Raw genomic sequence first — 13,558 nt, 5'->3', positions numbered from 1 at the left:
CGGACCTCCAGGGCCCGCCTCACCCCGCGGTGCGGTAGATGGCGTCGGCCACCTGCCGGTACAGGCCCTTCGGGTGGTCGCGGAACAGCGGTTCGGTGCCGAACAGCACCGCCCTGGCGCCGCGCGGCGACGTGCCCGCCACCACCGCCGCCTGGCCCGCCGCCTCCTCCTGTCCCCCCGACCCGTCGGCGCGCGACGCCCAGTGGCCCGCGACCAGGTCCTGGTACCGCTGCCGCGCGCCCACCCCCGGCCCGAGGTCGGTGAACCAGTGCGGCGCGTACACGAACGAGTGGTCGACGCCGCCCGCCCCGTCCACCACCGACACGACGCCGTTCGCGTCCTCCCGACCCGCGACCGCCCGCACCGGCAGCACCCCGGCGTCGGCGTTGAACCGCACGCCGGTGGCGCCGCGGGTCACCACGCCGCCGCGGGTCAGGAACTCGTCCACCGCCGCCCTGGCCGGGGCGCCCAACTGGTCGTACCGCAGCCCCGACGACACCAGCAGCACGTCCACCCCGGTCAGGTCGAACCCGCCGTCCAGCACCGCCGTCGACACCGGCCGCACGTCGAAGCCCATGTCCCGCAACGCCTTCAGCTCGTCCGCCGCCACCGCGCCCGCCACCACCGGGCGCCGCAGCGGCGCGCCGCCCGGACCGGCGGGCGTGAACGCCACCCCGTGCCGGTCCGACACCTCCCGCGCCGCCGAGCGCGCCGACGCGGGCGCCACGATCGTGCCGTCGTCCTGCCTGCGCAGCTCGACGCCCCGGCCGAGCAGGTCGTTCACCGCCGCCACGTCCTCGCCGTCGGTCAGCGCCAGCGCCAGGTCGCCGCTCTCCGGCAGCGAACCCGTCGGCGACGCGGCCAGGACCTCGCGCCCGCGCACGTCCAGCGGCCCGTCCCGCACGACGTCCACCGAGGCGCCCCACAGCAGCCGGTGGCTCCACCCGCTGATGTCGTACATGACGTCGACGCGGTCCGAGAGGTCCCGCCCGGCCTCCAGCATCACGTTCGCCAGCGCCCGCTTCGGCTGGCGCATGTCCACCACGTACGACCCCGCCGGGTACGCCCGCCCGCCCGCCGTGAACGCCCGGTCGGCCCGCTTCACCCGGACGTCGTGCGCGACCAGGTGGTCGACCAGCCGCGCCGCCGCCCGCCCGGAGCGCTGCCCGGCGCCCACCGGCACGACGTAGGCGCGCGGGAACTCCGTGGTGTAGCGGTCCTCGGGGCCGAAGCCCGGCACGAAGCCGTCCGGCAGCACCCGCTGCGGCTCGCCCGCCAGGCCGCGGCGGAACACCTCGATCTGGTTGTCCACCATCGAGCGCCGGTTCTCCCGCGCGTACTCCAGGGCGCTGCGGATCGTCGCCGCCACGACGTCGGTGTTGATCGCCGAACGGCGGCGCAGCTCCGACTCCGGCTGGGTCGTGTACTCGCCCCGGTTCACCCGCAGGGGGACCTCGACCGTGAAGGCCACCGCGCCGTGGTACATCGAGTACTGCGCGGTGTAGATCGGCGCCCACCCGTCCCACACGCCCGGCGGGTGGTCGCGGAAGGGGATGCTCGGCGAGGCCGCCTCGGGGTGGCCGAGCGCCTTGACCGCGGCCTCCATGCGCAACCCGGCCGCGTAGCCGTGCCCGAGGTAGAGGTCGAAGTCGTAGTTCTGGCCGTGCGGCGGCGTGGTCGGCTCGATCAGCGTGCCGTCCACGTACCCGTGCTCGTCCAGCACCAGCAGCGGCTGGATCCGCCGCACCACGTCCCGCATGGCCCGCGACTCCGGCTGCGAGGACGTGACGAAGTCCCGGTTCAGGTCGAACCCGGCCGCGTTCGCCCTGGTGCCGGCCACCCGCCCGTCCGGGTTGGCGGTGACGTTCACGTGCACCCGGTGCCGGCGCAGGAACTCCAGGGTGGCCGGGTCGGTCGCGGAGGCGAGGTCTTCGACGACCCGCAGCGCGCCGTCGGTGCCCTCCCACTCGTCGCCGTGGATGTTGGCGTTGACCCACACGGGCGCCTTGTAGTTGCCGCGCAGGAAGAAGTCCCGAGCCGCGGCGGCCGGGTCGTCCTCGATCTTCCGGCGCCAGGCGTCCTGCCTGCGGGTCTCCGCGGGGCTCTCCGGCGCGGTGAGCGTGATCAGGTACAGGTCGCGGCCCGCCGTCGACTGGCCGATCACCTCGACCGACACCCGGTCGCCGCGGCGCTGGAGGTCGTTCAGGCGCGGCGCGAGCGAGTGGTACGGCGCGAGCCCGAGCTTGGTCGACCGGTCGGCCCGGTCCTCGGGGTGGACCCGCAGCCGGGTGCGGCGCGGGTAGCCGGGGTTGCCCTCGGGCCAGTTGTAGCCCGGGGCGGCGGTGCTCGGCGCCGGGTCGACGGCGGCGACCTGGTTGCGCTCCGGGCCGTTGCCCGGCTCGTGCGCCCGGCCCGCGGCGGGCGAGGGGGACGCGGGTGTGGTCATCGTGGCCAGCAGCAGGACCGTGAGCAGCAACGAGCGCATCGTGCCCCCCGGGGTGGTCGCCGAAGAACTCCTCCACCCTGAGTAGCGGGCGCGCGCGACCCGTGCAACCGGTAGGACGGCCGGTGGTGCGCTATCCCGACCCGAGGCACACGAACGGACGGCGCATCGGGTCCACCGCGATCGCCTCGGCCAGCGCCACCGCCGGCGACGCGCCGCCCGCGAGGATGCGGTGGAAGTCGGCCATCGCCGCCGCCGCCGGCTCGTCGCCGACCCGGCTGGAAGCGGCGATCACCGTCCGGGCGCCGCCCGCCAGCAGGGCCCCGGCGAACCCCAGCGGCTCGTCGCCGGGCCGCACCCGGTTCAGCGCCAGCTCGCACGCGGCCAGCACGACCTGGTGCGGCGGCCGGCGCACCCGGCCGACCTCGTGCGCGAACAGCGCGCCGTCCACCAGCTCCAGCCGGGAGAACAGCGCGTTCTCCGGCTCGTGCTCGCCGTGCGCGGCGATGTGCGCCAGCTCCACGCCGTCCAGCGCCTCCAGCACCGCGCCGACCTTCGCCTCGGTCACGCCGAGCAGCTTCGCGTCGCCGTGGTAGCCCGCGAGCCGGTCGATCTCGCCCTGCGCGGCCTGCAACCCGGGTCCGCGCACCAGCAGCACCCCGTTGGCGGCCTCCCGCTCCTCGCGGATCGCCGACACCCACGCGGTGGCGGACGGCACGGCCGTCGTCGGCCGGTTCGCGCACGTCGGCAGCACGCCCCACGGCACCACGTACAGCGCGCCGGTCGGCACCACGACCAGCGCCCGGTCGCCGATCATCGGCGCCAGCGGGCCGAGCAGCAGCCGGTCCAGCTTCTCCGCCTCGCGGCGCGCCGACCCCGAGATGACCTCCGCCAGCGGCGGCGGCAGGTGGTCCGGCGCGAGCGCGTTGAGGTCGGCGTGCAGCCGGCGCGCGCCCTCGGTGACCGCGGCGGCCGACCCGAGCCGCACCATCCGCACCCGGTCGCCCGCCAGCACGACGGCGATCAGCTCGTCGTCGGACACCGCGAAGCTCACCATGGCCCGGCCGTCCAGCCTGGCCAGCACCTCGTCCGGGGCGACGACCGGGCGCGGCGTGCCCCACGGGCTGGCGCTCCAGCCCATCCGGGTGGCGGCGCGCTGGCTCGCCTTGAGCCGCACCTCCAGCTCGTCGGTCGGCAGCCCGTCCAGCCGGGCGCGCAGCAGGGCCCGGCTGAGCCTGCGCACCTCGGCGATCCGCTCGCCCAGCTCGGAGTCCACAGTGGACTCCGCCGGGTCGTACCGGTACAGCTGCGCGCGGGTGCGCTCCAGCCAGGTGAACAGCCGCTTGGCGTTGGCCGCCGAGTCGCGGCCCCGCAGCACCAGCCGCACGGCCAGCTCACCCAGCTCACGGCCGTGCACGGCGGTGCCGGACACCAGTTCCAGCCCGCCCAGCCGGTCCCGCATCCGGCCCAGCTCGGCCAGCCCGGCCTTGGCCTGCGCCAGCGCCACCCGCTCGTTGCCGCGGGCCAGCGCCAGCTCGGCCCGGCACAGCCGCAGCAGCATCCGGTGGTCGATCGGCGCGATCCGGCGCGACTTCGGCACGCTGCGCAGCAGCTCCGCGCCCCGGTCCGGGTCGCCCCGGCGGATCTCCAGCCGGGCCGCCAGCACCAGCGCGAACGCGGCCTGGTCGACCAGCTTCAGCCGGGACAGCAGCTCGGACAGGTCGATCGCCCGCGTGGTCACCTTCGCGCCGGGGCGCCGGGAGTCCAACGCGCGCACCGCGTCCGCCCGCAGCGTGATCAGCCCGGCCACCGCCGCCCACGCCGGGCTGCCGCGGCCGAGCAGCTTGCGCTGCGCCGAGGCCGCCATCCGCCGGGCCAGCGGGAGGTCGCCGTCCTGCAGCGCCGCCGCGGCGCGGAACAGCTCGGCCTCGGCGACGTCCTGCCCGATGCGCTGGCGGCGCAGCTCCGGCAGCACCTCGTCCAGCAGCCGGCCCGCCTCGTCGGCCAGCCCGACGCTGATCATCGCCTCGGCCTGGTCGATGCGCAGGCGCAGCAGCAGGCCCGGTTCGAGTTCCTGGAACGCCCGGTTCGCCTCGTGGTAGTGCCGCAGCGCGTCCGGGATGTCGCCCGCCCGCTGCACCGCGTTGCCCAGCGCGTGCTTGGCGATGGCGGCGCGCAGCGGCAGGTCGTGCGCGGCGGCGAGGGCGGCGGCCCGGTCGAGGTCGCGGGCGGCCTTGTCGTGCCGGTGCACCTCGCCGTGCGCGTTGCCCCGGTTGGACAGCGCGGTCACCAGCAGGTCGGCGGCCTCCGGGTCGGCGCGCACGGCCAGCCGCCGCTCGCTGCGCTCGATCTCGCGGTCCAGCTGGGCGATGCCCTCGTCGATCCGGCCGACCCGGCACAGCAGCGCGGCCCGGTTCAGGTTGACCAGCGTGGACAGGTGCGCCTTCAGCGCCTCGTCGCGGACGCCGTTCAGCTCGCGGTCGACGCCGTCGAGCTGGGTGAGGCCCGCGGCCACGGTCGCCGTCTCGGCCAGGCAGAACGCCAGCGTGATGAGGATGCGGCTGCGGACGGCGAGCCGGTCCTGCGGGTCGGTGCCCGGTTCCTCCAGCAGCGCCAGGCCCCTGCGCAGCTGCCGGATGGCCTCCGGGTGGCGGTCGGCGGTGGCCGCCTCCAACGCGCTGCGGTGCAACCGCCGGGCCGACTCGACCGCGTGATCCGGTCCCCGACCAGGAGTTTTCGCAGGCACGGTCATATGAGATCACAAGCGACGGGCGAATGCTGCCAGCCAGTGGGCTGGCAGCATTCGCCGCGTTGTCACCGCACGGTCACCCTCCGGTGACCTACTTCGCCTCGACGGGGTCGCTCACCGGCTTGTACGGGCCGCCCATCGGCTTGATCAGCGGCTGGACCTCCGGGTCGTCCTCGACCGGCTTGTACGGACCCCCGTTGGGGTCGTCACCGCCGCCCACCGCGACCACGACCTCGGCCTCGTTCCCGATGACCTCGTCCTCGATGGCGTCGATCTCGGCGACCAGCTTCGGGTCAGTCTGGGTCATGACGTTGCCCTCCCCTACAACAAGACCCCTTTCGGGGCCGTCTTCTCCGTGTCTGCACCGGCATTTCGGAGACCCCCCGGCCTTCCGAACGGCTCAAGCCTTACACAGATGGACGCACCTATGAGGGGGGAATTTACTAAGAGCTACAACAAAGGTGATCTTGAGCTTCGCTGACCAGCGCCGAAGGGGCGTTTCAGGTGGCGTTACCACTCGAATGGGCGAACGCGTTAACAGCCCGGAACCGGGCCTGGAGCCGCAATAAGGCGACCCCGCGTCGTCCGTCCCACGTGGAATCCGCCACCGGCCGGCGCGGTGCGGACACGGCCCGTCCCGGAATGGTGACCGGCGGTGCCCGGAGCGGGCGGATCGCGAGTGGACCGATCGCGAGTGGACGTTCCGCCCGGTGGCGCAAAGGGCTGTGGGGCGGGAGGTCGCGGACCCACCGCCCCACAGCCCATCGGGCACTACGAACAGCGGGCGATGACGAGCTCGCGCACGCGCTTCGCGTCCGCTTGGCCCTTCGTCGCCTTCATCACCGCGCCGACGATCGCACCGGCCGCGGCCACCTTGCCGTCGCGGATCTTCGCCGCCACGTCCGGCTGCGCCGCCAGCGCCTCGTCCACCGCCTGCTCCAGCGCGGAGTCGTCCGAGACGACCTTCAGCCCGCGCGCCTCGACGACGGCCTCCGGCTCGCCCTCGCCCTCCAGCACGCCGGTGACGACCTCGCGGGCCAGCTTGTTGGTCAGCTCACCGGCGTTCACCAGCGCGACGACCCGCGCGACCTGCGCCGGCGTGATGCCCAGCCCGGACAGCTCGACGCCGCGGTCGTTGGCCTCCTTGGTCAGGTAGGACACCCACCACGAGCGGGCCTCGGCGGGCGTCGCGCCCGCGTCCACGGTGGCCGACACCAGGTCCACCGCGCCCGCGTTGACCAGGTCGCGCAGCTCGGCGTCGGTCAGCGACCACTCCTGCCGCACCCGCTTGCGGCGCTCCCACGGCAGCTCCGGCAGCGTGCCGCGCAGCTCCTCCACCCACTCGCGGGACGGCGCGATGGGCACCAGGTCGGGCTCCGGGAAGTACCGGTAGTCCTCCGCGGTCTCCTTCGTGCGGCCCGACGAGGTGGAGCCCGTCGACTCGTCGAAGTGCCTGGTCTCCTGCGTGATCGAGCCGCCCGCCGCCAGCAGCGCCGCCTGGCGGGTCATCTCGAACCGGACCGCCCGCTCGACGCTGCGCAGCGAGTTGACGTTCTTCGTCTCGGTGCGGGTGCCGAACTCGGTCGCGTCCTTGGCCATCAGCGACACGTTCGCGTCGCACCGCAGCGAGCCCTGGTCCATCCGGACGTCGGACACGTCGAGCGCCTTGAGCAGGTCCCGCAGCGCCGTGACGTACGCGCGCGCCACCTCGGGCGCCCGCTCGCCGGTGCCGGTGATCGGCTTGGTGACGATCTCGATCAGCGGCACGCCCGCGCGGTTGTAGTCGAGCAGCGAGTGCTCCGCGCCGTGGATGCGGCCCGTCGCGCCGCCGACGTGCAGCGACTTGCCGGTGTCCTCCTCCATGTGCGCGCGCTCGATCTCGACCCGGAACAGCGAGCCGTCGTCCAGCGTCACGTCCAGGTGGCCGTTGAAGGCGATCGGCTCGTCGTACTGCGAGGTCTGGAAGTTCTTCGGCATGTCCGGGTAGAAGTAGTTCTTCCGGGCGAACCGGCACCACTCGGCGATCTCGCAGTTGAGCGCCAACCCGATCCGGATCGCCGACTCCACCGCCTTGCCGTTCACCGCGGGCAGCGCGCCCGGCAGGCCGAGGCAGATCGGGCAGACCTGGGTGTTCGGCTCGCCGCCGAAGACGTTCGCGCACCCGCAGAACATCTTCGTGCGGGTGTGCAGCTCGACGTGCACCTCCAGCCCGAGCACCGGGTCGAACCGCTCGACGACCTCGGCGTAGTCCATCAGCTCGTGCACCGACGTCATGCCTTCCCGTCCTTCCGCAGACCCCGCACGGCCAGCGCCGCGCCGGTGATCGCCACCAGGATGCTCGCCGCGGCGTTGACCAGCGCGAGCTTGTCGTTCTTGCCACGAGCCGACTTCAGCGTGGAGAACGCGCCCGCCGCCGCGCTCGCGGCGCCCACCAGCGCGAAGACCGTGCGCGCCCGCTTCACCGCGCACCCGCCGGCTGCGGCACGGAGTGGATCACCGGCGCGCCGAGGGCGGCGTCGCGCGCCACCTCGTACGCCGCCGCCACCCGGTACATCCGGTGGTCCTGCAGCGCCGGCGCCATGATCTGCAGGCCGACCGGCAGGCCGTCCTCGTCGGACAGTCCACTCGGGACGCTCATCGCGGCGTTCCCGGCCAGGTTCGCCGGGATCGTGCACAGGTCCGCCCGGTACATGGCCATCGGGTCGTCGGTGCGCTCGCCGATCCGGAACGCGGTGGTCGGCGTGGTCGGCGAGACCAGCACGTCCACGGTGGCGAACGCGGCGTCGAAGTCGCGGCTGATCAGCGTCCGCACCTTCTGCGCCGAGCCGTAGTACGCGTCGTAGTAGCCGGACGACAGCGCGTACGTGCCGATCATGATGCGGCGCTTCACCTCGGCGCCGAACCCGGCCTCGCGGGTCAGCGACATGACCTCCTCGGCGCTGCGCGTGCTGTCGTCGCCGACCCGGATGCCGTAGCGCATGGCGTCGAAGCGGGCCAGGTTGGACGACGCCTCGCTCGGCGCGATCAGGTAGTACGCGGGCAGCGCGTAGTCGAAGCTCGGGCACGAGACCTCGACGACCTCCGCGCCCAGCTGCTTGAGCTGCGCCACGGCCGCCTCGAAGCTGCGCAGCACGCCCGGCTGGTAGCCGTCGCCGCTGAACTGCGCGACCACGCCGACGCGCACGCCGGACAGGTCGCCGCTCGCGCCCTCGCGGGCCGCCGCCACCACCGGCGGGACCGGCGCGTCGATCGAGGTCGAGTCCATCGGGTCGTAGCCGCCGATGACCTCGTGCAGCAGGGCCGCGTCCAGCACCGTGCGGGCGCACGGCCCGGCCTGGTCGAGCGACGACGAGAACGCCACCAGCCCGTAGCGGGACACGCCGCCGTAGGTGGGCTTCACGCCGACCGTGCCGGTGACCGAGCCGGGCTGGCGGATCGAGCCGCCGGTGTCCGTGCCGATCGACAGCGGCGCCTCGAACGCGGCCAGCGCCGCCGCCGAGCCGCCGCCCGAGCCACCGGGGATGCGGTCGGTGTCCCACGGGTTGCGGGTCGGGCCGTAGGCCGAGTTCTCGGTGGAGGAGCCCATCGCGAACTCGTCCATGTTGGTCTTGCCGAGGATGACCAGGCCGGCCTCCTTCAGCCTGCGGGTCACCGTGGCGTCGTAGGGCGGCACCCACCCCTCGAGGATCTTCGAGCCGACCGTGGTCGGCACGCCCTCGGTGGTGAGCACGTCCTTGAGCGCGATCGGCACGCCGGCCAGCGGGCCGACCTGGACGCCGGCCGCGATGTCCTCGTCGACCTTGCGGGCGGCGTTCAGCGCGCCCTCGGTGTCGACGTGCAGGAACGCGTGCACCGCGCCGTCGACCTCGCCGATCCGGTCGAGGTGGGCCTGGGCGACCTCGACCGCGGAGACCTCCCGGCCCGCGATCTTCGCGGCCAGCTCGGCGGCGGTGCTGCGGATCAGGTCGGTCATGCTTCCTCCCCCAGGATGCGGGGCACGCGGAAGCGGCCGTCCTCGGCGGCGGGGGCGCCCGCGAGCGCCTGCTGCTGACCGAGGCTGGGACGCACCACGTCCTCGCGGAACACGTTGGTCAGCGGAACGGCGTGCGAAGTGGGCGGGATGTCCGCGGTGGCGATGTCGCCCACCGTGGCCACCGACTGCAGGATCACGTCCAACTGGCCGGCGAACAGGTCCAGCTCGTCGTCGGTGACGGCGAGCCTCGCCAAGCGGGCCAGGTGCGCGACCTCGTCGCGGGAGATGCTGGGCACCTCGTCAACCCCCGGGGGTCTGGTTTTGTGGTTTTTGGACCTTCCGAGTCTATTGGCTGGTCAGAGCGACCTCCGACCGGGTTGCCCGCGCTCGCGCGCGGGGGTGCGCGATTTTACCCGTGCGCAACGCGGCTGGTGGGTCGGAAAGCGAAGCTGCGTCTGCGAGAATCAGCGACCGGCGAGTTCCCACCCCGACGCTCCACCACAGCCTTGGAGGCGTGCACCGTGTCCTTCCTGATCCGGGTCCAGCTCCCGGACCGTCCCGGCACCCTGGGCGCGGTCGCCTCCGCGCTCGGCGAGATCGGGGCCGACATCCTCAGCGTGGACGTGGTGGAGCGCGGGGCCGGCCTGGCCATCGACGACCTGGTGGTGGAGCTGCCGTCCGGCCGGCTGCCGGACGTGCTGATCACCGCCGCGGAGTCCATCGACGGCGTCGAGGTGGACGCGGTCCGGCCGTACGCGGGGGTGCTGGACACCCACCGCGAGCTGGAGCTGGTGGAGGAGGTCGCCGAGGAGCCCGCGCACGGGCTGGCGGTGTTCACCGAGGGCGTGCCGAAGATCATCCGGGCCGGGTGGGCGGTGGTGGTGTCCTGGGACGGCCGCACCGCCACCCGCCTGACCTCGTCGTCGGCCGCGCCGGAGACCAGGCTGGCCACCCCGCCGTGGCTGCCGCTGGCCCGCGCCACCGTGCTGGACGGCGAGGACGAGTGGGTGCCCGAGACCTGGCAGGAGCTGGGCACCGAGCTGGCCGCCACCCCCCTGGGCAAGCCGGACCGCGTCCTGCTGGTCGGCCGCCCCGGGGGCCCGATGTTCCGCGCCGCCGAGGTGGCCCGCCTGGCCCACCTGGCCGGCATCGTCTCCGTCGTCCTCCCCGACTGACCCGCGAGAGTCCACCGCTCAGGGCGCGAGAGTCCAACGCTCAGGGCGCGAGAGTCCAACGCTCGCGCACCCCGAGTTCAACGCTCAGGCAGACCGGCGGGTATGTCGAGCGTTGAACTCAGCGGTCGTGGACGTTGGACTCTCGCGGGCCGAACGTTGGACTCTCGCGGGTGTGGTGGGGTCAGTCCTTGCGGCCGGTGGCGGCGATGGTGACGCCCAGGCCGATCATCGCCACGCCGCCCGCGCCGCCGACCACGGCCAAGCGGCGCGGTGAGCGGGCGAACCAGTCGCGCGCGGTGGACGCGACCAGCCCCCACGCGCTGTCGCACGCCAGCGCGATGACGTTGAACAGCAGCCCCAGCAGCAGCATCTGACCGGCCACGTGCCCCTGCGCCCGGTCCACGAACTGCGGCAGCACGGCGGCGAAGAACACGATCGTCTTCGGGTTCGCCACGCCGACCGCGAACCCCTCCCACAACGTGCGCAACCCGCCCCGCGCCGCACCGCCCCCGCCGAACGACGCGTGCAGCGACCCGCGCTGCCGCACCGCCTTCACCCCCAGGTGCACCAGGTACGCGGCGCCAATCAGCTTCAACGTCGTGAACACCACCGCCGAGCGCTCCACCACCGCCCCGACGCCGAACGCGACGGCCACCACGAGCGCGTACGCGCCGAGCGTGTTGCCCAGCACGGTGATCAGCGCGGCCCGCCGGCCCTGCGCCAGCGCCCGACCGACCACGAACAGCACGCTCGGCCCGGGGATCAGGATCAGCAGCAGCGACGTCGCCGCGAAGGCGAGAAGCCGGTCGGTGGACACCATGACGTCACAAAACCACGCCAGCCACCCGCGCTACCAGTGCTTTTACCCTCGAGCAAGGCTGACGAGCTGCGCGTTGCCCACCGCCCGCGTGCCGTCACGCGCGATGAGCGTGTCCTCCAGCCCGATGCGCGTGTCCAGCCCCAGCGCCAGCGCGTGGTCGAGCACCGGCCACGCGCTGTCGTCCTCGCCGTGCAGCAGGATCGGCACGCCGAGCGGCGCGAGCAGGTCCACCAGCCGTTCGGCGTGGTCGACGGTCTCCCCCGGCTGCACCTCGGCCAGCACCCGCACCACCCCCGCCAGCACGCCGACGTCCGCCAGCAGCCGCGCCGCCCGCTCGTGGAACACGCCCAGCTCGATCCCGACCCCCGCGTCGCGCAGCGCGGCGGCGACGTCGAGCCAGCCCTCCTCGTGCACGTTCACCGACGCGAAGTCGGGCCGCCCGGACGCCAACCCGGCCCACCCGCGCACCAGCTCCGCCCGCCGCACGCGGTCCGGCACGACCCACGCCGCCGTCGTCACCCCGATCTCCGCCCGCGGCACCACGCCGCGCACCACGGCCACCGCGGTGGCCACCTCGGGCCCGGCCAGCACCTCCAGCCCGACCACGTCCCGCGGGTGCAGGTGGAACGACGTGACGCCCAGCTCCGCGCACGCCGCGGCGTCGGCCGCCAGCTGCTGCGGGGTGATCGGCACACTAGGGTGGCTGCCCGGCTCACGGGCGCCGTTCAGACAAGCCTGGAGCACGAAACCCACCGAACCACAAGGTGTTGGATACCGCCATGCCGACGCTGACCCCAGCCCTGCTGCGCCACCACGCGGGCGCCAAGTCGTACTGGCGCGGGCTGACCTACCGGGCCTCCGTGGTGGAGCTGGCCGTGCGCTCGCGGCACGTCGACGGCGTCGTGGTCGGCGCGGCCGAGTACCTGGTGGCGCTGCGGTGGGAGGACACCCGGCTGGTCGGGAGCTGCACCTGCCCGTACGGGTCGCAGGGGTTCTTCTGCAAGCACTGCGTCGCGGTCGGCCTGGTGCTGCTGGAGCGCGGCCTGACCGTGCCGCCGCCGGACGCGGAGGACGAGGAGCTGCGCGTCCGGCTCGCCGAGCTCGACCACGCGACGCTGGTCGGCCTGCTCTACGACCGGGCCGCGCGGGACCGGGCGCTGCGCGACGAGATCATGCGAGTTCGAGGCTGAACCCGAGCGCGGTCACGTCCACACCGGGCACCGGCTGCCAGTCGCGCTCGGGCGACCGCCGGAACCCCAGCCGCCGGTAGAGCCGGTGCGCCGTGGCCATGTGCTCGGAACTGCTCATCACCAGCCGCCGCACGCCCAGCTCGCGCGCCCGTGCGATCACCGCCCGCACCAACGCCTCACCCACACCGCGACCGCGGGCCGCCGGGCTCACCGCGAGCATCCGGAACTCGACCTCGCCGTCCCGGCTGACCTCGGCGTACGGGGTGCCGGGCCGGACCACCGTGACGGTGCCGAGCACGGCCCCGCCCGCGTCCACCGCCACCAGCAGCTCGCCCTCGCGGGCTCGGGAGGGCGCGTCGACCAGAGTGTCGGCGTACTTGCCGGTGTGGCTGTCGATGTGGCGGTCTGCCTGGTAGGCCGCGACGGTGAGCGCACCCGCCGCCGCCCACTCGTCCTCCCGAGCGGGTCTCACCACGATGTCGGCCATCTGCGACTCCTCCACCTCACCGGACCGCCGTTCCCCGTCCAGACAACTGCGCCGGAAGGGGTGCGATCAAGGCCCGGACCGGAAGTCGCCCCTCGCCCACCCGCGGGACCGCGGAGCGCGATGATGGGCGGATGAGCCTTCCCGGTGCGATCGAACTCCCTGACGGCTCCCGGGTGCGCGGTCGCGGACTGCGCAACCCCACGCCCGAGGGCACACCCGAGTACGCCCTCTACCTCGGTTCGCCCAAGATGCGGCGCGCGGTGATGGCGCGCCCGGACGCGCCCTCGTGGGCGCACGAGTGGGTCGAGTGGCCGGACTTCCGGCTGCCCAGGTCGCCGGAGCAGGCCGTGGCGCTGATCCGCGACCTGCACGCGCGGGCTGTGGCCGGGGAACGGGTCGAGGTGGCGTGCGGCGGCGGTGTCGGGCGGACCGGCACGGTCATCGCCTGCCTGGCAGTGCTCGCGGGCGTCCCTTCGGGTGAAGCCGTGACGTGGACGCGGGCCAACTACAACCGCCGCGCGGTGGAGACGCCCTGGCAGAAGCGGTGGGTGGGCCGCTTCCCGGACGTCACGTCCCGGCGTTGATCGAGCGCTCCCTCAGCGTCACGCCCGCACCCGCACCTATGCCTGCACCCGTATCTGCATCCAGGCCCGCGCTCTCTGTTCAGCCCATGCTGTCCAGCCCATGCTCCACGTCCAGGTCCAAGCCCCCGCTCATGCCT

General features: G+C 74.0%; 13 protein-coding genes. 3 read left to right on the top strand and 10 right to left on the bottom strand.

Annotated features, from left to right (window positions below; genetic code table 11):
* Window positions 1–19: 19 nt before the first annotated feature.
* The 7 genes from AB0F89_RS13925 to gatC form a co-directional block, all read right to left on the bottom strand.
* Window positions 20–2,485, bottom strand: a complete 2,466-nt coding sequence (locus AB0F89_RS13925; protein ID WP_367136170.1) for a M14 family zinc carboxypeptidase — start codon at window positions 2,483–2,485, stop codon at window positions 20–22.
* 91 nt (window positions 2,486–2,576) lie between these two features.
* Window positions 2,577–5,189: a CHAT domain-containing protein gene (locus AB0F89_RS13920; RefSeq protein WP_367136168.1), complete on the bottom strand. Its 2,613-nt coding sequence runs from the start codon at window positions 5,187–5,189 to the stop codon at window positions 2,577–2,579.
* Window positions 5,190–5,283: 94 nt separating this feature from the next.
* Window positions 5,284–5,499, bottom strand: coding sequence for a hypothetical protein (locus tag AB0F89_RS13915; RefSeq protein ID WP_367136166.1), 216 nt, complete (start codon window positions 5,497–5,499; stop codon window positions 5,284–5,286).
* A 464-nt stretch (window positions 5,500–5,963) separates the two neighbouring features.
* Window positions 5,964–7,466, bottom strand: a complete 1,503-nt coding sequence (gene gatB, locus AB0F89_RS13910; RefSeq protein WP_367136164.1) for an Asp-tRNA(Asn)/Glu-tRNA(Gln) amidotransferase subunit GatB — start codon at window positions 7,464–7,466, stop codon at window positions 5,964–5,966.
* Entirely contained in the window at window positions 7,463–7,654 is a 192-nt protein-coding gene (locus AB0F89_RS13905) for a hypothetical protein (protein WP_367136162.1), read from the bottom strand. Before AB0F89_RS13905 ends, gatB begins: the two co-directional genes overlap by 4 nt.
* On the bottom strand, window positions 7,651–9,165 hold the full coding sequence (gene gatA, locus AB0F89_RS13900; RefSeq protein WP_367136160.1) for an Asp-tRNA(Asn)/Glu-tRNA(Gln) amidotransferase subunit GatA: 1,515 nt from the start codon (window positions 9,163–9,165) through the stop codon (window positions 7,651–7,653). Before gatA ends, AB0F89_RS13905 begins: the two co-directional genes overlap by 4 nt.
* The gene (gene gatC / locus AB0F89_RS13895) at window positions 9,162–9,461 is read right to left on the bottom strand and encodes an Asp-tRNA(Asn)/Glu-tRNA(Gln) amidotransferase subunit GatC (RefSeq protein WP_015104569.1); all 300 of its coding nucleotides are present in this window, start codon (window positions 9,459–9,461) and stop codon (window positions 9,162–9,164) included. The genes gatA and gatC overlap by 4 nt, the downstream gene beginning before the upstream one ends.
* A 225-nt stretch (window positions 9,462–9,686) precedes the next feature.
* Here gatC and AB0F89_RS13890 point away from each other — a divergent pair, with 225 nt between their 5' ends.
* Complete coding sequence (locus AB0F89_RS13890; RefSeq protein ID WP_367136158.1) at window positions 9,687–10,340, top strand: amino acid-binding protein; 654 nt, start codon at window positions 9,687–9,689, stop codon at window positions 10,338–10,340.
* A 181-nt stretch (window positions 10,341–10,521) separates the two neighbouring features.
* Here the strand turns inward: AB0F89_RS13890 and AB0F89_RS13885 are convergent, their stop codons facing one another.
* Both AB0F89_RS13885 and AB0F89_RS13880 read right to left on the bottom strand, forming a co-directional pair.
* The gene (locus AB0F89_RS13885; RefSeq protein WP_367136156.1) at window positions 10,522–11,160 is read right to left on the bottom strand and encodes a LysE family translocator; all 639 of its coding nucleotides are present in this window, start codon (window positions 11,158–11,160) and stop codon (window positions 10,522–10,524) included.
* 42 nt (window positions 11,161–11,202) lie between these two features.
* Window positions 11,203–11,913 (bottom strand): 3-keto-5-aminohexanoate cleavage protein, encoded by a 711-nt coding sequence (locus AB0F89_RS13880; RefSeq protein ID WP_367136154.1) that lies wholly within the window; start codon window positions 11,911–11,913, stop codon window positions 11,203–11,205.
* Between the two features lie 26 nt (window positions 11,914–11,939).
* Here AB0F89_RS13880 and AB0F89_RS13875 point away from each other — a divergent pair, with 26 nt between their 5' ends.
* Complete coding sequence (locus AB0F89_RS13875; RefSeq protein ID WP_367136152.1) at window positions 11,940–12,350, top strand: SWIM zinc finger domain-containing protein; 411 nt, start codon at window positions 11,940–11,942, stop codon at window positions 12,348–12,350.
* Here AB0F89_RS13875 and AB0F89_RS13870 read toward each other — a convergent pair.
* Window positions 12,331–12,837, bottom strand: a complete 507-nt coding sequence (locus AB0F89_RS13870) for a GNAT family N-acetyltransferase (RefSeq protein ID WP_367136150.1) — start codon at window positions 12,835–12,837, stop codon at window positions 12,331–12,333. The genes AB0F89_RS13875 and AB0F89_RS13870 overlap by 20 nt on opposite strands.
* Before the next feature lie 131 nt (window positions 12,838–12,968).
* Between AB0F89_RS13870 and AB0F89_RS13865 the strand changes: the two genes are divergently transcribed.
* The gene (locus AB0F89_RS13865; RefSeq protein ID WP_367136148.1) at window positions 12,969–13,421 is read left to right on the top strand and encodes a protein-tyrosine phosphatase family protein; all 453 of its coding nucleotides are present in this window, start codon (window positions 12,969–12,971) and stop codon (window positions 13,419–13,421) included.
* Window positions 13,422–13,558: the final 137 nt, after the last annotated feature.

The organism is Saccharothrix sp. HUAS TT1 (genome assembly GCF_040744945.1).
Taxonomy (GTDB): Bacteria; Actinomycetota; Actinomycetes; order Mycobacteriales; family Pseudonocardiaceae; genus Actinosynnema.
This window is presented reverse-complemented; position numbering and strand designations above follow the sequence as displayed.

Excerpts from the sequence above, each read along its gene's own strand:
- AB0F89_RS13885 (WP_367136156.1), bottom strand. The coding sequence starts at position 11,160 with ATGGTGTCCACCGACCGGCTTCTCGCCTTCGCGGCGACGTCGCTGCTG.
- AB0F89_RS13915 (WP_367136166.1), bottom strand. The coding sequence starts at position 5,499 with ATGACCCAGACTGACCCGAAGCTGGTCGCCGAGATCGACGCCATCGAG.
- gatA (WP_367136160.1), bottom strand. The coding sequence starts at position 9,165 with ATGACCGACCTGATCCGCAGCACCGCCGCCGAGCTGGCCGCGAAGATC.
- AB0F89_RS13875 (WP_367136152.1), top strand. The coding sequence starts at position 11,940 with ATGCCGACGCTGACCCCAGCCCTGCTGCGCCACCACGCGGGCGCCAAG.
- AB0F89_RS13865 (WP_367136148.1), top strand. The coding sequence starts at position 12,969 with ATGAGCCTTCCCGGTGCGATCGAACTCCCTGACGGCTCCCGGGTGCGC.
- AB0F89_RS13925 (WP_367136170.1), bottom strand. The coding sequence starts at position 2,485 with ATGCGCTCGTTGCTGCTCACGGTCCTGCTGCTGGCCACGATGACCACA.
- gatB (WP_367136164.1), bottom strand. The coding sequence starts at position 7,466 with ATGACGTCGGTGCACGAGCTGATGGACTACGCCGAGGTCGTCGAGCGG.
- AB0F89_RS13870 (WP_367136150.1), bottom strand. The coding sequence starts at position 12,837 with ATGGCCGACATCGTGGTGAGACCCGCTCGGGAGGACGAGTGGGCGGCG.